The organism is Labilibaculum euxinicum, from assembly GCF_963678175.1.
Classification (GTDB): domain Bacteria; phylum Bacteroidota; class Bacteroidia; order Bacteroidales; family Marinifilaceae; genus Labilibaculum; species Labilibaculum euxinus.
Genome location: NZ_OY782756.1, coordinates 473,982 through 495,876, shown reverse-complemented (window position 1 = coordinate 495,876; position 21,895 = coordinate 473,982). Strand labels below are relative to the sequence as shown.

The following is a 21,895-nucleotide window of genomic DNA, read 5'->3' as shown; positions in this document are numbered from 1 at the left end:
CACCTATTGTGATGATACTCTTTAAATGTCATCTATAAAACGATATTAATTACTTTTACTAAAGTATTAATTCTAAACTAAGATTCATACTGTCAAACCTGCCATCTTTCAATCCGTAAAATCGAATTTTAAAGAAGTTGTTATCTCGATAACTGGATAAGCTGAATATTGAACCAAGAAACGATGTATTTCTATTCGCGAATAAAAAAACATATCAGCAGATTAATTGGTACATGCAGAGAATAAAACCTAATGATTAAACTATAATAAAGGGTTCTTGAGGGGTATTTATCCAGATCTTATCTAGTTCCTATCTCGATCACTTATCCCGCTTCTATCCCGATCGTTTATCCTGCTTAAACGATCTTTTTGATAGCAAAACAGATCAATTTGATTGAAATTTCTGGTTCGCTTGGAAAATAAACCAACGCAGTAAATTAAACGGAATGATGAAGCTAATGCTGATATTGCGACTACTCGGGTTGATCTTTTTAATCAATGTCATTGGTCACATTTTGTAAAAGTTAGTATTTCGTGATGATTCAGAATTTTGTTTTTTGTTTTACCCATTTAGTTTTTTCGAAATATCATTTTTTGCTTTACCTATTTAGGCATTGAGCAAAAAATCATTTTTTCAGGCTTTACCTATTTAGGCATGAGCAAAAAACCATTTTCAGGCTATTGCAGTTTCTATTTTAGAATTGAATCGTTGTTGTGTTTACATTGGGATTAGTTTGGCTCCAATTTTTTTAATGTGATACTGAAAATGAGGAATTAAAGCGATTCCCATGATGATAAGCAGGATGAAGGCACTCATGTATAAATAATAATCTCTGACAAATAAGAGATTGTTTTGATTTGCGACTGCTTTTCCCAAAAGTTTAATGGCACCGGCATTGCTCTGAGGGATACTTGCTCCGCCATTGAGTAATGCTTGTTTGTACTGACCGATGCGTTGCACAGCATACGGATTGAGCGAAGTAATTTCGTGGGCTGCACTTTGGTAATGAATTTTTTGAAAGTGCAGACCCATGTAGGAAGTTAAGGCCATGCTGGCGGTAAAAGTAACGGCGCGAAAAGCTACTCCCGTAACCGAAGCCGAAAAAGCTATTTCGGCAGGAACTGAAGTCACATAGAAAATCACAATAGAGATGATCAGAGTTCCATTCCCAAATCCTTGTAAAAACAGGGGAATGAGTAAATCTGCGATCTCAGCCTGATTGCTTAAAATGCAAAGAATATAAACATGATAAGCCAACAGCGCGCCAAAACCAGTCATCCAGATCAGCCGTATTTTTCGTCCGGCTAATATAAACCGGGCAGATATAAGCGATCCTGCGGCAATACCTGCAGCATTAATCAGCATGATATAGCCCTTGTGATACATATCTAAATGAACACTGTTGGAAAAGAATCCATTGAGCAAATTCATATCGCCTTTGCTAAAGTAAAACAGCACCAACAGCAACATGCCTATTCGAAAATTTCGCGACTTGTAAATCTTTAAATCGATATAGGGTTCTTCGAGTTTAAATTGCCGGAGGAAAAACAAGCACATAAAAAATACCAGAACAATTGTGCAAACCGTAATCCGTATGCTGCTAAACCAATGGTAATATTGCCCATACAGTAAAATATAGGCTGCCAATAACAGGGATGATGCATAAAGAACAAAGCTCTCCCAGCGAATTAATTTTAAGGGGATTTTTCCATCGCGCCTTAAATCTGTGCCTTTTTTAAGAATGCAGCAAAGCAATATAATTCCGGGTAAGGCACTATAAATTTTAAATAGAAAAATGCTGTTAAAGTCGTATTTGGTAAATATGAATGCGTCTAATAATTGGGCAAGAGGAGCACTGGAAAATAAGGCCGCATACATGGTTGCATAGCCTAAAATCCGGCTGCGTTGTGCCTGAAATTGCTTAAAAACCAGCGAGAATATCATGCCAATAAAGCCCAGCGAAAGCATGCCGCCGGCAAATCGGAGCACCAATAGCAAAGCAAAGCTATGACTGTTGTATAGAATAAGGTTTATTGCTGCGTAGATAATGCTGCAGCCTATTAAATAGGGTTTGGACGAAAAGTAGTTGAAAAATTTGGCCTCGAGAGGAAACGAGGCGGCAATGGCAAGGTAGTAAACTACCGTGGAATATTTAACATCGATAATGTCAACGCCGTAGTAACTTGCTGCGCTGGATGCTCCGCTCAGATAGATTCCCAATACCAAGGCAATGGGCATCAGGCTTATAAAAATGGTAAACAATACCAACCAGTAAGGTACCCGGCTTTTAAAAATGAGTTTGTTATTTTCGTTTGGCATAGCCTATTTCTTGGGTATTGATACTTCAGCATTCATACCGGCACGTAGTTTTTCCAGCAAAGCATCATTATCGGTGAACTGAATGCGCACAGGGAACCGCTGCGTAATTTTTACGAAATTTCCGGTTGCGTTATCGGTCGGAAGCAATGAAAACTGGGATCCGGTGGCAGGAGAGAACGATTCTATTTTTCCATGAAACGATTTGTTCGGAAAAGCATCTATCGTAATTTTGGCTTCCTGTCCCTCTTTCATTTTCGCGATTTGTGTTTCTTCAAAATTGGCCACAATCCATTTGCCTTGTTTTTTATCCACCATAAAACCAATGGTTTGTCCTTTCTGAATGTATTGTCCTTGCTGAAGGCTTTTGTTTCCCATGGTTCCATCAGAAGGTGCGGTAATTACGGCATATTTAATTTCCAGATTAATGCGTTCCAGAGCTGCTTTTTTCTGTTCGATATTGGCTTTAGCTACCGCAACTTCAGCGGTAACATCCTGAGTTTTGTCTTGCGATACGCTAAAGGAGTTTTGAATGGCCTGGTAATTCGATTCGGCCACTTCCAATTTTGTTTTTACATTCTCAAATTGCTGTTGGGTAACAGCTTCGCCTTCCAGTAGTTTCTGATAACGTGCAAACTCTTGCTGCTGCTGCCATAGTTGGGCTTTAGCAGCACTAATTTTTGCATGACTGATACTGGAACTGCCTGATGAGGTCTTCACATTGCTTTGCAGTACTTTTAAACGAGCCTTGGCAGTTGTTAGGGCAGCCTTGGCTTCGAGCAGCTTTACATTTTCTTCTTCAATATCCAGAACAAGCAAGGTATCTCCTTTCTGGATTTTTTGATGATCATTAAATCTGATTTCCTGCACGTAACCGGCGGCACGGCTCAAAATAGGATTGATATACTCTTTTACCTGTGCATCGTTGGTTTCTTCGTATTTCCAAAAATTCACCATTAAAAACAGTCCCCAAACGAGTAAGGCGGCTAAAATGCTTACTGCTGCTCCGTAGGTTATTTTTACAGCTGCACGGTCTATTTTTTCGTACTTCTTTAATTTATCGCTCATTATAGTTGCCCCGTTATTTTAAGTAATTGATAGTAATGTAATTTGGCCGAAACCTGACTGTTCACCAATTCAAATTTGGCTTGCAGCAACTGGGTATCTGCAGTCAGTAAATCGGTGAGCAGAGCCAATTGGTTAAAATAGGTTTGATTTACAATTCTGTAATTTTCTTCGGCCTGTTGAATGTTCATTTTTGCGGTTTCTATTTCCTTTAAATTTTCGTGAAACCTTTTGTAGGCTGTTCTTACATCTATGCGAAGCTGATCTTCGGTCTGTTTCTGCGCCAGCTCTTGTTTTCTTATCGATATAGAAGCTACCCTTTCTTTGTGTTTGTCATGATACAAAGCCGAGATGTTGTACGAAACTTTGATTCCTGCAACACCCATTAAATAGGGCGAATTTGAGTAAGGATATAATTTAATTTGTGGGTACGAATAGGTGTATTCTCCAAAAAGACCGATTTTAGGAAGCTTTTCAGCTTTTACATCTTTTTCGTAAAGCTGCATCATTGTAATTTGAGCCCGGGCAATTTTTTCAAGTGGAGATAACTGTATTGCCTGCCCCAAGTAATCCTGATACAGCAGTTCGGTCTTAATATATTCAGAACCAATTGCAATACTGTCAGTGGGTTCAATGGCTTGATCATCGTCAAACCCAATTAGAATATTCAATTGCTGCGTAGATAGTTCCAGATTGTTTTCTATTTTAAGAAGGTTCGTTTTTTGCCGGGAAAGCTGCAGTTGAGATCTTAATAAATCGCTTTTTAAAACCACTCCGTTCTGGTATAATTTTTCAATCTGATTCAGCCGTTCATTATTTTTGTAAATGTTTCGTTCAATCAGTCTTTTAAAGGCCAGCGAAGCTTGTATCCCCAAATAGTCTTGGGCTACTTTGTAGTGGATATCCGAAAAGCCTGCTTCTTCCAGGTAATGCAGTAAAGCCTGTTTGGTTTCTGCCTGCTTCACCCGAATTTTTGTTTTATGCCCATTGTACAAATTAAAATAAGCTTCAATCCCAGCATCATAAACACTATGGTCTTCCAGTGGAATATATTCAGGGCTTTTTAAAATTCCATTTTCAAAAATGGGAATGTTGGCGAGTTTGCCGTAGCTCGCATCTGCACCGAATTCAGGCAGCCATTTGTTCTTTGCATCCAGAATTTTTTCTTCGCTTATTTTTGTGTCAATCTTTCTTAACTGCAATTCTTTACTAAAGGTATTTGCTCTTTGCCAAGCTTCCTGCAAACTTATCGATACACTCTCCTGAGCATTAGTTATGCAGTGGCAGCTTAGTAGTATGAGGATGAATGCAATTGCATTTTTTGATTTACGATTCATTTTCAAAAATTTCATTTTGCAAATATCCCGTTTAATATTTAGGCATGTTTTCGAAAATTGGACAATTGTTTTATAATTTAGGCCACTTAAAATTGTGTTTATGTCGGTAATTGATTCTTTTATTAAAGATGTTAACAGGAATGAGGATGTGTTTTACGTGCTGCATTCAAAAATCGAGGAAAAACTTCCCATGCACAGTCACAACAAACATCAGATGTGCTATGTGGAAGGTGGTGTTGCGTTTTTGAATACGCCCGATAAGTCGTATTTTCTTCCTGCACGTCATTTCTTATGGATTCCTGCGGGAATAGAGCATAACGTTGTTTCACGCACCTCGGTGAAAATGGTGCATAACATTTATTTTCCAAGAAATTTATTTCCCGAAGATCATCAGGTAAGGGAACGGGAGGGTATTTATCCTGTAACAAATCTGTTGATGGAAATGATTTATTATACTGTAAATTGGCAGGAAGAAATTGGCAAGGACAGTGTTTTTAAATATGAATTTCTGATCGCTTTAAAAAATATTGTTTTAGATGTATCCACCACTCCTTTGCCTGTAGTGCTTCCAACTACTAAAAACGAAAATTTAAGGAGAGTGTTTAAATACATCCACCAGAATATTGATCAGCCTTTGAATCTGGATCATGTTGCCGAAAAATTTGGCTGCAGTTCCAGAACATTATCCCGTTTGTTTCAGAAAAATATGGATATCTCATTTCTGCAATATGTGAAGCTTGTCAGAATCATTAAAAGTATGGAGCAATTGCTTCAAACAGATCTTTCAATAAGTGAGATCGCCTACAAGAGTGGTTACAATAGTCTTTCTGCCTTTAGCTATACCTTTCAGCAGGTTGTTCACAAATCACCTGCTGAATTTAGAAAGCAAAGTTTATTGTAAATCGTTTTGATTTCTGTTTCAGGGACTCAGGTCTCAATTGTCCGAAGTCTAAGATATCAGTTGGCTTAATTATAAATTTGCCATACAATTACTCATCTACGTTTTCCCCGGATGGCATCAATAATCTGTTTTTCAGAAATTAAATTGTTGGCAAAAGCTGCTAACCGGCAATAGTGTGTACACAATAGCTTCAATTCTGTGTGGTATGCTTCCAATGTGCTTTCTTTAAGGCTATAACACACAGAAATGGCAGTATAGTTAACTACACGTAGTGAGAAATGGTCGTTCTTTGCAGTAGAAAAAGAATAGAACTATGGATATCGCAAAGAGATTTGAGCAAAACCCTTTACTCTCACCAAAAGACATCCTGCCAAGTATGGTAGGAATGGAAATTGAATGCTTGTTAAACCCGGGTGTGTTTCGCTGCAACAATAAAACCTGGTTATTGCTTCGGGTGGCAGAACGACCTCAGCAGGTAGAGGGTAAAATTAGTTTTCCTGTTTATAATAAAGAGGGAGTCGTCGAAATTTTATGCTTCGACGAAAACGATGCCGATCTGGACTTGTCCGATCCCAGGATCGTGATTTATAAAGGGGAGTATTACCTAACCACTCTTTCACATCTTCGGTTGGTTTGCAGTGACGACCAGATTAATTTCGCGGAGCCTGAAGGTTACGCTCCAATTATGGGAGTTGGTTCTCAGGAAACTTTCGGAATAGAAGATTGCAGGGTTGCAACAATGGATGATGGATATCATTTGACTTATACAAAGGTTTCTGCCCATGGGGTTGGAGTTGGATATATTCAGACTAAGGATTGGAAACAGTTTGATCGTTGCGGAATGATCTTCCCGCCACACAATAAGGATTGTGCCATTTTCGAAGAACAGATTAACGGTAAATATTATGCACTTCACCGTCCGAGTAGTCCCGAATTGGGCGGGAATTACATTTGGATTGCTGAATCGCCCGATCGTATTCATTGGGGGAATCATCAATTGCTGGCAAAAACACGCGCCGGAAAATGGGACAATGCCCGGCTTGGAGCAGGAGCATCGCCCATTAGAACTGAAAAGGGCTGGCTGGAAATATACCACGGAGCAACAAAGGAACACAGGTATTGTTTGGGTGCTTTACTATTGGATTTAAATGATCCTTCGATAGTACTTGCCCGAAGCGAGGAACCTATTATGGAACCCATTATGGAATATGAGAAAACCGGATTTTTTGGCAATGTGGTTTTTACCAATGGGCATATCGTTAGCGACGATACGATTACAATTTACTACGGAGCTTCGGATGAAGTGATTTGTGGGGCCGAATTCTCTATCAGTGAAATTTTACAATCGTTAAACTATTAATTTATGGCTGCTATTACCAAAATATTGAAAAAAGCACTCTCAGAGTATTATTTTTTCCTAAGTAACCCACGAGATATGAGGGTTTTGTTGATTACCAACATGATTTATGCCTTCGTGCTTCCGGTGGTCGATATTTTTGTAAGCGCCTATATCATGCGTTTCACCAATAACGATTTTACATTGGTAGCCTATTATCAGCTGGCTATTTATACCGGAATACCGCTTACCTTTTTTATTAATGGTTTTCTCTTGAAAAAGATCAAAATAGCCAATCTATATAGTTTTGGAATGCTTTTAAGTGGTATCTCCATGTTGTTTATGATGACGCTTGATCATCTTAATTTTGCAGGAGTTGTTTTTTCCGGATTAATAATGGGTGCATCTTTTGGGTTTTTCTGGGCCAACCGTGATTTTTTGGCTTTGGATACTACAAATGATAAAAACCGGAATTACTATTACGGTTTGGAAACCTTCTTTTTTACAATAACATCAATAATAATTCCTTTAATTGTTGGATGGTTTATTATATCGTCAAAAACATTGGGTTGGTTTGGTGAACACAGAGCTTATCAGGTTATTACGCTTTGCGTATTCATTCTAACGATTATTTCATCCATTGTAATCCACAGGGAAAAATTTAAAAATCCGAAGCAAAAGAAATTTCTGCATTTCCACTTCGACCGATTATGGCACAAAATGTTATTTTTAGCCGGACTAAAAGGACTTGCACAAGGATATTTGGTGACAGCACCGGCTATTCTGATCATGTATTTAATTGGTGACGAAGGATCTTTGGGAACAATTCAGGCCATAAGTGGAATTGTTACGGCAATAGTATTGTATCTGCTGGGACGATTTTCCAAACCGGAACACCGCATTTACATATTTGCAGTGGGTTTGCTCATTTTTGTTGCAGGCACAATGGCCAATGCAATTATGTTTTCGGCAACAGGTGCAATGGTGTTTATGCTGGCGATGGTATTATTCAGACCCCTGCACGATATTGCCTATTTTCCGATTCAGATGAGAGTGATTGATGTGCTTTCCCGAAAGGAGAAACGAAATGAATTTGCTTACATTTTTAATCATGAATTTGGACTTTTTGTTGGACGGGTTTTCGGATTAGTAATGTTTTTGTTGCTTACACACTACGTTTCGGAGGTGTTCGCTCTTAAGTATTCTTTACTGATTATTGCACTGCTGCAATTAATCTCTATTCCTGTTGCCAAAATGGTGATTAAACATACCAGTAAAGAGGAATTCAAATCAAATGGCCAAGACGTAAGATTAAGAGATGTAGATGATAAATTAGTAGTAGAACCTTTGGTTCAATAGCTTTGCAAGCTTTGAGAAAAAAATAATTTAAGGTCAATTCTGAAAATATAAAAGATACAAATCCATTAACAGGTGAAACGACTATGTAACACTATTACAAACAGGTGGATGAGTGTAATTTGGGAGTTCCATATGACAACTAAAAAAATAAATTATAACACATGAATCGTAACTATTTATTTTGGATACTATGTTGTTTCGTTTTTGCTTCGTGCACGACACAACCGCAAACAGCTGTAAAAGAGCTGCAGATTAGTCGTGTAGAAAGTATGCCTAATCAGCCGCAACCATATAAGATGCTTGACTGGCATGAAAAGGCAGTGAATTTCGACGAAGCAATATTCGATTTTGATGCCACAGGCGAATTTCGGCCTTTTATTTGGTTGGATAGTGCAAAGAGAAATCTTCCACAGACAACATTTGGTTTGTACACTGTTATAGGTGATGTGAGACAAGGACCAAATAAAAATAAGGGTGAATTTCACGAAGCAATCAATTCTTTGGGCGCTTTGATGAGTGCCGGATTAGTGGGAATTGACAAGCGGGATCAGAAGGGATACAACTTTGTGAAAATGGTTCAGAATTATTTCAACACCGATAATGGTTGGAATATCATGATGAACAATACTTGTCCGGAAGTTGCACTTTTAGGTGGAGGATATGGCCGCGACTGGTGGTACGATGTTTTTCCAAATGTGCTGTATTATGCCGTTTCGGAATTACAGCCTAATGTAGAAGGTGCAGATGTGATTCAGAAAACTATTGCCGAGCAGTTCTTTAAGGCCGATTCTACCTTGAATGGAAATTACGATTATTCCTATTTCGACTATGCTGAGATGAAAGGGAAACGAAATCAGATTCCTTATCAGCAGGATGCAGCAGCAGGACATGCTTATGTGCTTTACTCGGCTTATCAAAAATTTGGAGATCCACGTTATCTGGAAGGTGCAAAATCAGCAATTGAGGCTTTGTTGAGCCAAAAAGAAAGTCGGTTTTACGAAGTACTGATGCCTTTTGGAGCTTATGTGGCAGCCCGCTTAAATGCGGAACAGGGAACCAATTACGATGTTTCGAAAATACTTGATTGGACTTTCGACGGATGTACTGCGGAAAAGGGCCGCACCGGCTGGGGAATTATTGCAGATCGCTGGGGAGATTATGATGTTTCGGGCATACAGGGAAGCCTGACTCAGGATGGTGGCTACGGTTTTTTAATGAACACCTTCGACATGGCCTGGCCGCTGGTACCAATGGTTCGATACGATCAAGAATATGCCCGGTCCATTGGGAAATGGATGTTGAATGCAGCAAATTCCTCTCGTTTGTTCTATCCTTACGAAATTCCGGACAGAAATCAGTATTTGCCTGAAAATAAAAGCATAACCCGTAATGTAATCGCCTACGAGGGATTAAAGAAGGTTGATGCTTATAACACCGAGGAGTTTAAAGGAGTTTCGCCGGTTGCATTGGGCGATGGACCCAATTGGGTGGTTAGTCAGCCAAAACTATCCATGTTTAGTATTTACGGATCGGCACATGCCGGAATCTTTGGTTCTATCATCAGGAAAACAAATGTGGAGAAGATTCTGCAATTGGATTGTCTTGCGACAGATTTCTATAAAAATGAATCCTATCCAACTTATTTATACTTCAATCCTTACGATGAGGTAAAGAAAATCGACTATTCTTCAGAACAAGGAGTTGATCTGTATGATATTGTTTCGGGGAAGCTTGTTGCTGAAAAGATTTTTGGCAAAGGAAGCTTTTCAATTGAAGGAAATAAAGCGATGGTAGTGGTTGAAATTCCTGCGGGATCAAAAATAGAACGATCAAAAGAGAAAGTGACGGCAAATGGAATTGTTATCTCTTTTTATTAAGGAACTACTATTTTTTGAAATGGGCGGTTCTATTGGTAAAATGACAATATAAATATCTGGTTGAATTGGATCATTTAAACGATTCAATTCAACTGGAAATAATAAGATCTCAAGTGCTTTAGATATAGTATCATTTAATTAAACGATTACGAAAACGATAGCAATTTCTTCGGAGAACCTTAAGAATGAATTGTTACATATGAAAATTACGCTTTTAATTCACTATTGTTAATTAAAATAAAACCTATGGAAACTATTTTATTAAATTTCAAAAGAGGAATACTGGGCTTAGTATTTGTCTTTTTGACAAGTGCTGTCTTTGGGCAGGTTCTTGTGTCAGGAAAGGTTACCGACGTAAGTGGGGAATCACTACCAGGTGTTAGTATTTTTGTAAAAGGGACAAGCATTGGTTCTATTACAGATATTGACGGAGATTACAGTTTAGAAGTACCGAACGATACACAATTCTTGGTTTATTCTTTTATTGGAATGAAAAAACAGGAAGTTGAATTCACCGGACAAACCAGCATCAATGTTATCTTACAGCAAGATGTTACGGGTTTAGATGAGGTTGTTGTTGTCGGTTATACGTCAAGAAAAAAGTCAACTTTAACAGGCGCTGTTGCTATTGTTGATATGGCCGATTTGGAAAGAACAAGGGTTACAAATGTTTCTCAGGCTTTGCAAGGTCAAGTTGCAGGGGTGCAAGTTACAGCAAGTACCGGAGCACCAGGAGATCCTATTGAAGTTCGCATTCGTGGAGAAGGAACAATTGGGAATAACAGTCCATTATACGTAGTAGATGGTATTGCTTCAAGAGATATTGGCTTCCTAAACCAAGCTGATATTAAAACAATGACTGTTTTGAAAGATGCATCAGCAGCAGCAATTTATGGTTCCAGAGCTTCTGGTGGTGTGGTGTTGATTACAACCAAAAGTGGTGTGAAAGGGAAAACAAGTTTTGATGTAGATTATTACACCGGATTTCATAACGCTTCCAATCTTCCTAATATGTTGAATGCTGATCAGTACATGAATACTGTAGAAAAAGCATGGAACAATTCAATTGGTTTAGGTGATTCAAATCCTTATACAGCAGATAAAGGGAGAGCTGATTTTTCTGATACTGATTGGCTTGATGAATTGTTTGAAACAGGAAGATCACAAAATTTACAATTTACAGCAAGTGGCGGAAGTGATAAAGTTCAGTTTTTAATCTCTTTAGGTTATTATGGCCAAGATGGAATTGTAATTTTTAACAACGATAAATACGAAAAACTAAATTACAGGACTAATATTAGTGCTGAATTAACCGATCGTTTAAAAATTGGAACCAATCTTCAGTTATCATACGCAACACAAGATGCACTATCATCAAAAGGTGATGAGCCGGGAATTATTAGACATGCATTGCTGAGACCTCCGGTTATTTCGGTTTATAAAGATATCAATGATCCTACCTATTCTGTAAGGGATCCTTATACGGATTTGCCATTTTATACTGATCGTGATGGTGGATGGGAAAGCAGCAAATATGAATGGTCGGCAAACCCAGTTGCACTAGCTCGTTTTACTGATGACAAAAGAAAAGATTTTAGAACCTTTGGGAATTTTTATGGTGAGTATGCTTTTTTGAAAGATAAAGAACTAACATTTAGAACCAACTTAGGAGTAGACCTATCATTTATTCACAATAAATCTTTTGGTGAGAATTTTGGTGATGATGATGGAAATGGAATTGAAGAAGATCAAGGATTGGGGCGAAAAAACAGACCTAATAGTTTGAATGAAGAAAGAGGTGAAGCACGCACAATAACGTTTAATAATACATTAAACTATGTGAAAACATTTAATGATAAACATGACTTAAGTTTATTAGCTGGTACAGAATATATAGATAATTATTCATCATCTATTGGAGCCAGTCGTACTCGTTTCCCTTATACTTTTGATACTTTCAGGTATTTAGATAATGGTGGAAAAGATACTGATTTATGGAATAGTGGAAGCGCTTCAGAATGGACCTTATTCTCTTTGTTTGGTTCGGCATCGTATGTGTTTGATGACAAATATATGGTGACTGCTAATATGAGAGCTGATGCTTCTTCACGTTTTTCTAAGAAAAATCAATGGGGATATTTCCCTTCTATTTCTGCAGGATGGAAAATTTCAGATGAAGATTTCTTGAAGGATGTTGACTGGTTGTCTAATTTAAAATTAAGAGCAGGCTGGGGTGAAGCAGGAAATCAAGAGATTGATAATTATGCCTATTTAACTTTAATTAGTCAAAAGGAAGGTAAAGTTGTAACAGATCGTTATGGAAATGAAGATGTAAAATGGGAGAGTTCTGCCTCAACAAATATCGGAGTTGATTTAGGTTTATTGAATAATAAAATGGCAATATCAGTAGATTATTTTGAAAAGAACACATCTGATATCTTATTGCCAATTAGTTTGCCAAGCATTGTTGGAGACGTCGCTGCTACAATTGTAAATGCCGGTGAAGTAAGCAACAAAGGGTTTGAATTTTCTGTAAACTATAGAAATTCTGAGAATGAATTTAAATACAGTGTAAATGCAAACCTAGGAACTGCAACTAATAATGTTGAAAAATTGCATCCAAACTTACCAAATATCAGTGGAGATGTAACGAAGACTGAGGTTGGACAATCATTAAATTCCTATTATGGATATAAAATGGTCGGAATTTATCAAAATCAGACTGAAATAGACAGTTATTTAAGCGGAACACCAGATTTAGAAAAGTCAAAACCAGGAGATATCAAATTCAAGGATGTAAATGGTGATGGAAAAATTGATTCTGATGACAGATCCTTTATTGGCGATCCAATACCAGATATTACTTATGGTATTTCTTTTTCATCTAACTATAAAGGGTTTGATTTTTCAATACTTTTTCAAGGAGTAGAAGGAGTTGACAGATACAATGATTCTAAAAAAATTCTTGACTATGATACACGTCCGTTCAATTATACTACAAATATTTTAAACGCTTGGGACGGGGAAGGTAGTACTAATTCAATGCCAAGAGTTACATTTAATGACAATGGAAGTAGTAAAGTATCCAGCATTTTTGTTGAGGATGCGTCTTATTTCCGTCTTAAAAATGTAGAAATAGGATATACGATAGAATCGATAATGGGAATTCAAAATTTACGTTTTTATCTATCTGGTCAAAATTTATTTACATCAACAAGCTATACTGGGATGGATCCAGAATCTACTGATTTAATTGACAAGGGGACTTACCCGTCGGCAAAGTCATTTTTGTTGGGTGTAAATGTTAAGTTTTAATCTATAAAATAATTAAATATGAAAATTATATATAATGGTATAATCGTAATATTCTTCTTTACAATACTAGCAGGTTGTAACGATGAACTTACAAGTGATCCGATAGGATTGCTAACCATAGATCAAGTTGATGCAACACCTACACTAATTGGTGTCGAATCTTCAGTGAAATCATCATACGAACCATTAGGAAGTACTTTAAATAGTATTTTTGGAGGTTGGCAATGGGGAAATGGAACTGTATTCAGAAATGATATTATTTTACAGGACATTGCAGCCAATGATATGAATAAAAAATGGAGTCCTGATGGCGATCAAGCATGGATGGATGAATTAGGCCTTTTTAATTTTACATCTGAAAATCCTGCATTTAATGGTGTTTGGGCTTATGATTATGAAGGTGTCAATAGAATAAACTTTGGAATAAGTTTACTAACAAATGACGAAACAGTTCAATTTGTTGGTATGAGTGAAGGTCGTAAAAATCAATTATTAGGAGAAGCTTATTTTTTAAGAGCTTTCTATTATTTTGATTTGATAAATAATTTTGGAGATGTACCCTTACTACTTACTCCATTAAAATCATTTCAAGAAGCTTTTGATGTTGCAGTAAGAGTACCTGCTAATGAAGTCTTGACTCAGATAAATTTAGATTTATCAGAAGCTAAAGCTATTTTACCAAACGTGAAATATCCTGATGAATCTGACAAATCAAGAGCTTCAAAAGGTGCTGTTATTGCATTGCAGGCTAAAGTTGCATTGTACAATGATGATTGGACTACAGTACTTAGCTTAATTACAGAATTGGACGCTCTTGGCTTTTACAGTTTGAATGGAAATTATTTCGATAGTTTTGATGCTAGCAAAGAATTTACTGAGGATGAGGTTATTTTTGCATACGATCACCGTTCTGGTGAAAATCCAAATAGAGGAAACGGACTTGCTGCAGTTTCTGGATGGGGATTTTTTGCTCCTACAGATGATTTTATTAATGCTTTTGAAGCAAATGACCCAAGATTGTTGTATACTGTTGATATTGAGAATCAACATGTTTCTAAAATTCTAGGTTCAACTACAGATTATAAAGGGAATGATAGTTCTCCTGGTAACAGAATTTTTATACGCTATGCTGATGTATTACTTTGGAAAGCAGAAGCTTTAAATGAAACTGGAGATTACCCAGGTGCAGTTGCCATAATTAACCAGATAAGAACCAGAGCCAGAACCAGTCCAACAGCTGATGGCTCGGTAGTACCTGCAGGAACGCTTGCAAACAGAGGAAGCTCAACAAATCCGGCAGAAATAAAAGCTTGGTTAATGTCTGAAAGAAGAGTTGAATTGGGTTTTGAATCACAAAGATTTAATGACTTGAAAAGATGGGGAACAGCCAAAGCAGTATTAACGGCACTTGGAAGAAATTACCAGGATCACAATGCTCTTTATCCAATTCCTCAAAAAGATATTGATAAGTCTGGTGGATCAATTACACAAAATCAAGGTTATTAAAAGATCTTTTGTAATGGGAATATTGTTGAGTTAATTGATGTTTAAAGAGAAGTAGTTAGTTCTAAGACGCTGCTTCTCTTTTATTTTAATGCGTGATCCTTTATCAAGCATAAAATGGCTGTATTATTTAAGAAATGGGCATATTAACCTATGATAAATACCTAATATACAATTCGTTAAATAAACAATAAATGTTGGATAAAAATATAAAATTTGCAATTCTCCTTTTGTTTTTTTTCATTGAAACAATTGGGTTTAGTCAAAATATCAATCTAAAAGTTGTTGGAAATACTGAACAAGGTTTTAGTGTAGATATCTACAATAACAATCAGTTGCTGATTCATAATTCAGAAGAATTTTCATTAAAAGCAGCAAATCTGGATTTGAGTGAGACAAGCGAAATTGCTGCATGGAAAGGAGCTGAATGGACAGGAAATGAAAATCTAATAAAATTATCAAAAGAGACCTATTTGTTAGATTTTGATTTGAACTTATTAATCACAGTTACCTATGAAGTTATCAATCAACATGTGGTTAAAAAAACGGTTGATTTATTTCAATCGGGGATTCCAACCTTATATTTTACAATTGAAGAAACTTCAAAACCAGCAGAAGAACCTTCAAAATATGTAACTTTTGAACACGATGATTTCCCGGGAGGTTTTTCCCATGAAATGAATCCCTCAGCAGGTTTTGTGACTCCCAATAATTTATTGGTAGGGTTTTTAATGGATGCCGGGTATAAAAATCATTATACAAGAACAACCAGACGTCGTTTTAACGGTCATGGTGGAGGATTTGTAGGAATGAGAAGACTTCCGGATCCAGCGTTGGTGGAAGTAGCAACATTGTCAGAAAGAGAAAATAAGCAGCATTTTATCAAACAAACATTTGGTGAAATGTACAATTTAGATACCGGGAAAGAGACAATTTTAAAACTTGAGGATACTTATAAAAAAGTTGGTGTTGTCACTATTAATAAAACCACTGATTTATTTACTCTTAGTGGGGAATCTTCTAATCGTTCCGGAATTGAATTAATTACGCCCTTAACAGACCAAAAAATATACACAATTTCTTTTTTGGCTAAAGGAAGTTCTCCAATAGCCGTAAAACTTTTTAGGAATAAGAATGGCCTAAAAACGGTGGAATTGGAACATGGTATTAAATACATTGACCAATTTCCAATACAAGAAAATGACTGGACACTTTTTAAAGGAAGTATAATGGTTCCGTATATTGAGCATGATAGTGTTTCTATGTTTATTGGATCTCAATCCGGGGAAAAATATTCCATTCAAATTAAAGATTTGCAGATTGTTGAACATCAACCTTTAGTACAACCATACAATAAAATGAATATGGGAGAAAAGGCAACTAAAACTACCTATGTTTTTGTTGAGCCTTGGGTAAATCATCATGATTTTGTAATTTCTTCACAATCCCGTTTAGCAGAAGGGAAAGGATTTAAAGGAACTCTGATAGAGAAGATGTTGTACTCAAATTTCAACATGCTAACATGGATTACTTCTATAAATGATTTTACACCCTTGAATGTGCCTAATATGAATTATGCACCCGACATGTACAACAGAGATTCATTTTTCTCAATAGTTTCAAGTTATAATAAAGAATTGAATCTTGAAATATGGGAGCAATGGGCAAAAACTCAAAACGAAAAAGGAGCCATAGCCACCATTATAACGCCTTATATGGGTACTGTTGAGTTTAAAGATAATGAAGCAACTATTCAATTCTTAATTTGGGCAATGATGAACAAAAGACGTTTTGGAGTAAGCCTTCCTAAAGATAAAATTGATAAAGCAGTTTCTTATGTCTTAAATGAGTTTGATGAGAATAGAGATGGAATATGTGCTTCTCATTTTACATTAAGCCAAATTGACATTAATGAATACAATCCAAAAACAAGTGATTTAGCGGTAAATCAAGGAATGCTTGCTATTGCGCTTCGCACTATTAAAGAGTTGGGATATGATATTTCAGATTCATATTTGGAAAAAGCTGAAAAGGCATATTTGAACTTTTATGATACAACAAGAAAGCATATGGTGTTTGATAAAGAATATCCAGACATCATTACTTTTACCGACTTAGAACCAGAATTTTTTTCTTTGTGGTTGTTTAATAGACCCATGTTAACTGATGAGATGGTAATTAATCATCTTGAACAAACACCAATTCTTAATAAAGTTTCAAATTCACCTTATCCAGAATATGGAACAACAGCTCCGGTTTGTATAAGATTAACAGATGATGAAAAGGGATATGCTTATTTAACTTCGGATTATCAGCCATTTAGAGAGTTTGGAGTATCTAATTATAAAAATGGAGCTAGAGATGGGATGTATTACAACGGTGGGAGTTGGATGCGTGCGGAATATTGTGGATATGTTGTAGGTTTAAGACATGGATGGAAAAAAGCAGAAGCGCTTATGGAAAATAGAGCTTGGGCAGAAATTAATCTCAATCCGGAATGGCCTTATTCCAAAGAATTTATTCCGACAAAATGGGAGACAACAGATACTTGGTGGCCATCAACCCGTGGATTATGCTGGAACGTTTTTATTCTGATGGCTAATGAGGTTGCCGGACTTAGAACTCCCGAAATGGATCCTGATTGTAAAAAATAGAGAATCGTTATTAATAATTATTTAAACGAAATGTCCTCAATATCAAATGTGATATTGAGGACATCTTTTTGATACCATTACCAATGGTCTTCAGGTGTTTTCCTGATTGGTATCGTTGAGGATATTTTTCTTGTAATCAGTAGGCGATTCACCATAAAGCTCTTTAAAACAACGGTAAAAATAGGTTCGGTTATTGAATCCTGTTTCATAGATGATCTCAGAGACCGTGTAAGAAGATTCCAGTAGAAGAGATGCAGCTTTCTTCAATCGAAAATTACGAATGAATCCATGAGGTGTAAATCCGGTAACTGCTTTTATCTTACGGTACAATTGGGTTTTACTCATCGCCAGTTGATCTGCCAATAGGTCGGCGTTTAATTCGGTTTTATCCAGATTGTCATCTACAAATTTCTGCAGATTGTCCACAAATTTCACATCTCGTTTGTAAAGTCCCGACACATCTTTTACCGAAACAGTTTGAACCGATTGAAAAGCATCACGAACCTGATTTCGCATTTCGATTAATTTTCGAATTCGAACTTTAAGATGACGGGGATCAAATGGTTTTGGAATGTAACTGTCTGCACCCGATTCAATTCCTTGAATCCGATGTTCCAGTTCTCCTTTTGCAGTCAATAAAATAACCGGAATATGACAGGTGTTAATGTTTTCTTTTATGGCGTTGCACAATTCCAGACCATCCATTTCAGGCATAATAATGTCACTTACAATAACCGAAACATCATTTGAATTTATTTTATCGAGTGCTTCAAGACCGTTTTTTGCCAGTAAAACATTATAGTCCTGATGTAAAATATCGTCGATTAAATTTCGAAGCTGTTCATTATCATCTACAACCAGAATATTGGGTTTAGGGTTCTCTCCATCAGAAGTTTCTGTTTCTTTGTTTGCAAAAGAGACAAGTTCTAAACCCATTATTTCTTCAATTGCTCTGTCTTTTATTCTGCTTTCATCAATTACAATTTCATTTTGTTTTTCACGATTTGAATATTGACTTTTCGAGATTGGAATTGAAATTGTAAAGCAACTGCCTATGTTGGGCTTACTTTCCAATTGAATGCTTCCTTTGTGAAGTTCAATCAGACTCTTGGTTAATGACAAACCAACTCCGGCACTTTCCGAAAATCTTTTTTCTTTAGGCAAAGAGTTTGCGTTTTGAAAGAAACGGTCAAATATTTTATCCTGATATTTTGTTGGGATTCCAATTCCGTTATCAGTTATTCTTATGACTGCATTTTTTTGTTGGCGTAGTAATTCAATACTAACACTTCCTTTTTGCGGGGTGTATTTTAGTGCGTTAGATATCAGATTCAGCAATATCTTTTCCATGATATTATTATCGAACCAGCCAATGATATCTTGTGAGTTGTCGATCAATTTTAATTCAATGTCCTTTTCCTCAGCATATTGAGTAAATGCCTCTGTTATTGTTCTTGTGAAATCAGTAAGGTTGTAATTTTGAACCTGCAATTTAAAATGGCCGGTTTCCACTTTCCTAAAATCGATTAATTCACGAATAAGATGCAATAACCGGGTGGAATTGTTGTAGATAGATTTTACATACGGAGAAATTTCTTTGTCGTTGGGGTGCAGATCCATGAGTTGAGCTGCCGGAGCCATAATTAAGGTAAGGGGAGTTCTAAATTCATGAGCGATATTCGTAAAAAATTGAAATTTATAATGGTTTATTTCTTTGGTTTTTTGAATTTCCAACTTCTCAATTTCTAACTTATTTCTCATTTTTGTTCTGCGAAGAAGTAAAAAGATGAATAGAAAAATGGCCATAAATGTAATGAAGACATATGAAATATATGCCCAGGTTGTTTTCCAGAAAGGGGGATAGATTGTGAGTTTGATTTCACGTGTGTCCGGATTCCAAATGCCGTCTTCATTCGTACATTTTACTTTGAAAATATAATCTCCGGGCGGAACATTGGTGTAAGTGGCTTCACCTTCTTTTTTAATTAATGTATAATCTGTGTTAAAATTCTCCAGCTTAAAAGCATACATGCACTTTTGCTTGTTATGGAAGTTTAGGGTGGTGAATTCGAATCGGAAAAAATTTTGGTCGTAGTTTAGTTTTAACGAATCAGACATATCAATGTAGAAAGGAACAGGGTTCTTTTCTTTCTCAGGTTCGTTAAATACCGAAAAATTAGTAATGGCAAGCCTCGGGAAATATTCTATGTCCGAAACCTTATTCGGATCAAAATAAGTAAGACCGTTAACACCACCAAAATATAATTTGCCGGTCTGTTTTCCAAAACACGATGCACCATCAGTAAATTCGTTACTCTGCAGTCCGTCTGAATAAAAATAGCTCCGTATTTGTCTGTTCCTGTAATTCAGTTTTGCCAATCCATTATTTGTACTTACCCAGATGTTGTCATTTTGATCAGTCTGAATAGCGTGAATCGTATTGTTTGGCAATCCATTTTGTTCTGTGTAGTGAGTAAACTGATACGGAAAAGTGGTTAGGTTTAATCTGTCAAGTCCTCCGCTGGTACCTATCCACAGGTTCTCATTATTCGATTTGCACAGGCTTAAAACATCATCATTCAGTAAGGAATTAAGATCGTTTGAGTTGCTTCTGAAAGCCTCAAATTTTTCTGAAATTGTATTCAAACGGTAAAGACCGCCACCACGGGTACCTATCCACATTATATTGGGTTCACCCTCAACTATTGAATAGATTATATTGCTGTTTAGTCCGTTTTTATTGAGAGGATCACTTTTGTAGTGACTGTGATCTCTCAGACGGTATTTCCCATCTTTTTTGCGCACAATACTCAAACGAAATAAACCATAACCACTGGTACCTATCCATAAATCGTTAAATGCATCCAAACAAATTGAATAAACAGATCCCAATTTAATGTCTGATGTATTCTCAAAATCATCTGGGAAGTGTAAAATCTTTCCGGTTTTAGTTTCAAACATGTCAATTCCTTTACCATCAACACCAATCCAAATGTTTTTAAAAGAATCATTGCCTAAGGATAATACTGCATTGTTCGAAAGTCCGTTTTGGGTATCGAAAACCTTGGTGGGTGTATTAGTCTTAGTGATTAAATTTAATCCGTTTCCTCTGGTACCTATCCATAAATTTCCATTTTCATCTTCATGCGCGGCTCTAACAATGTTGTGGTTTAAATTGCCTTCCGAAAGATCTCCTTTTTTTATCAATTCGAAGAAATTGCCCTCCATGATGTATTTGTGTACTCCATCTCCATCGGTGCCAATCCATAAAAGATCGGGTTTTGTTTGGGTGATCGACCAAATCTTAACCTTTTTGTTTTCAGAGTTCTCTAAAAGTTTGATTTGGCATGCTTCAGACAAATTTAATTTGAATATTTCTCCTTCATCGGTACCTCCCCACAAAAATTCACCATCTAAGCTTACCGATAAAGAAGTAACAGAAAAGGGAGTGGACTGAGGTTTGGTTTCTTGAATTGTTCCGTCTTCAAGATTAATGGATAAAAGTCCTCCATTGTTTAAGCTTACAAAAAGAAAGAGCTGTTGATGGTAGGTATAAAACCAGTTTTTATCAGAATCGAACTTGTATTTACTGCTTAGATAAATTGTTTCTGTAATTTTCCATGTGTCTCTGTGCTCCAATTTATATGCATTTCCTTCTTCCGACAAACACCACAACTGTTCATTGGATGTAAATGCAAAACCAACAGTTTTTTTGGTAATGTCTTCCTGATTGGAAATTTGAATTGGTTCAGAAAATTGTTTGTTTTCATAGTCAAATTTGCAAATGCCGTAATTGTATTTACTGCACCAAATTATCGAGTCAGAATCTAAACTGGTACGGTAACTTTCTTCACGATATTCTATAAAATCAGTGTTGTTTAAATAGGAGGTAAAAATATTTTGTTCGTAATCATATGTATTGAGGCCATTTTCGGTCACGATCCATAAATTATTGAACCGATCTTCAAGAATATTCCTAATGATATTGTTGTTGATTGTGTTTTTACGAAATGCATTGGGCTTGAATACTTTTATATTGCTTCCATCGAATCGATTTAGTCCATCCCATGTTCCAAACCACATGTATCCTTTCGAATCTAAATAAGATGAAGTTACGGCACTATTGGATAGTCCTTCTATACTTCCTATTTGATTGTGTCTCCAGTTGCTTGCTTTAAAACCAGTAAGAAATAAAAACAGTATTAAACCCCAAGTAAGAACCCTTAACATT

At 36.4% G+C, this 21,895-nt stretch carries 11 protein-coding genes; 7 read left to right on the top strand and 4 right to left on the bottom strand.

Annotated features, from left to right (window positions below; genetic code table 11):
* Positions 1–718 precede the first annotated feature (718 nt).
* From ACY0M5_RS02195 to ACY0M5_RS02185, 3 genes are read right to left on the bottom strand one after another with little or no spacing between them, the layout of a single operon-like run.
* Positions 719–2,320, bottom strand: coding sequence for an MFS transporter (locus ACY0M5_RS02195; protein WP_461630670.1), 1,602 nt, complete (start codon positions 2,318–2,320; stop codon positions 719–721).
* A 3-nt stretch (positions 2,321–2,323) separates the two neighbouring features.
* Positions 2,324–3,385 (bottom strand): HlyD family secretion protein, encoded by a 1,062-nt coding sequence (locus tag ACY0M5_RS02190; protein ID WP_461630669.1) that lies wholly within the window; start codon positions 3,383–3,385, stop codon positions 2,324–2,326.
* Complete coding sequence (locus ACY0M5_RS02185; protein WP_461630668.1) at positions 3,385–4,719, bottom strand: TolC family protein; 1,335 nt, start codon at positions 4,717–4,719, stop codon at positions 3,385–3,387. Before ACY0M5_RS02185 ends, ACY0M5_RS02190 begins: the two co-directional genes overlap by 1 nt.
* Before the next feature lie 100 nt (positions 4,720–4,819).
* On the opposite strand from ACY0M5_RS02185, the gene ACY0M5_RS02180 reads away from it, so the two are divergent.
* From ACY0M5_RS02180 to ACY0M5_RS02150, 7 genes are all read left to right on the top strand, one after another.
* Entirely contained in the window at positions 4,820–5,620 is an 801-nt protein-coding gene (locus tag ACY0M5_RS02180; protein ID WP_124993423.1) for a helix-turn-helix domain-containing protein, read from the top strand.
* A gap of 313 nt (positions 5,621–5,933) precedes the next feature.
* Positions 5,934–6,980: a glycoside hydrolase family 130 protein gene (locus ACY0M5_RS02175; protein WP_461630667.1), complete on the top strand. Its 1,047-nt coding sequence runs from the start codon at positions 5,934–5,936 to the stop codon at positions 6,978–6,980.
* A 3-nt stretch (positions 6,981–6,983) separates the two neighbouring features.
* Positions 6,984–8,315: an MFS transporter gene (locus tag ACY0M5_RS02170; RefSeq protein WP_124993425.1), complete on the top strand. Its 1,332-nt coding sequence runs from the start codon at positions 6,984–6,986 to the stop codon at positions 8,313–8,315.
* 161 nt (positions 8,316–8,476) lie between these two features.
* Positions 8,477–10,192, top strand: coding sequence for a hypothetical protein (locus ACY0M5_RS02165; protein ID WP_461630666.1), 1,716 nt, complete (start codon positions 8,477–8,479; stop codon positions 10,190–10,192).
* A gap of 246 nt (positions 10,193–10,438) precedes the next feature.
* Positions 10,439–13,507 carry a SusC/RagA family TonB-linked outer membrane protein gene (locus ACY0M5_RS02160; protein WP_461630665.1) on the top strand — a complete coding sequence of 1,023 codons (3,069 nt, stop codon included), beginning with the start codon at positions 10,439–10,441 and terminating at the stop codon, positions 13,505–13,507.
* Positions 13,508–13,525: 18 nt separating this feature from the next.
* On the top strand, positions 13,526–15,013 hold the full coding sequence (locus ACY0M5_RS02155; protein WP_461630664.1) for a RagB/SusD family nutrient uptake outer membrane protein: 1,488 nt from the start codon (positions 13,526–13,528) through the stop codon (positions 15,011–15,013).
* Between the two features lie 191 nt (positions 15,014–15,204).
* On the top strand, positions 15,205–17,664 hold the full coding sequence (locus tag ACY0M5_RS02150) for a hypothetical protein (protein WP_225441418.1): 2,460 nt from the start codon (positions 15,205–15,207) through the stop codon (positions 17,662–17,664).
* Positions 17,665–17,754: 90 nt separating this feature from the next.
* On the opposite strand, the gene ACY0M5_RS02145 is transcribed toward ACY0M5_RS02150, so the two are convergent.
* Positions 17,755–21,894 carry a hybrid sensor histidine kinase/response regulator transcription factor gene (locus tag ACY0M5_RS02145; RefSeq protein WP_461630663.1) on the bottom strand — a complete coding sequence of 1,380 codons (4,140 nt, stop codon included), beginning with the start codon at positions 21,892–21,894 and terminating at the stop codon, positions 17,755–17,757.
* Position 21,895 lies beyond the last annotated feature (1 nt).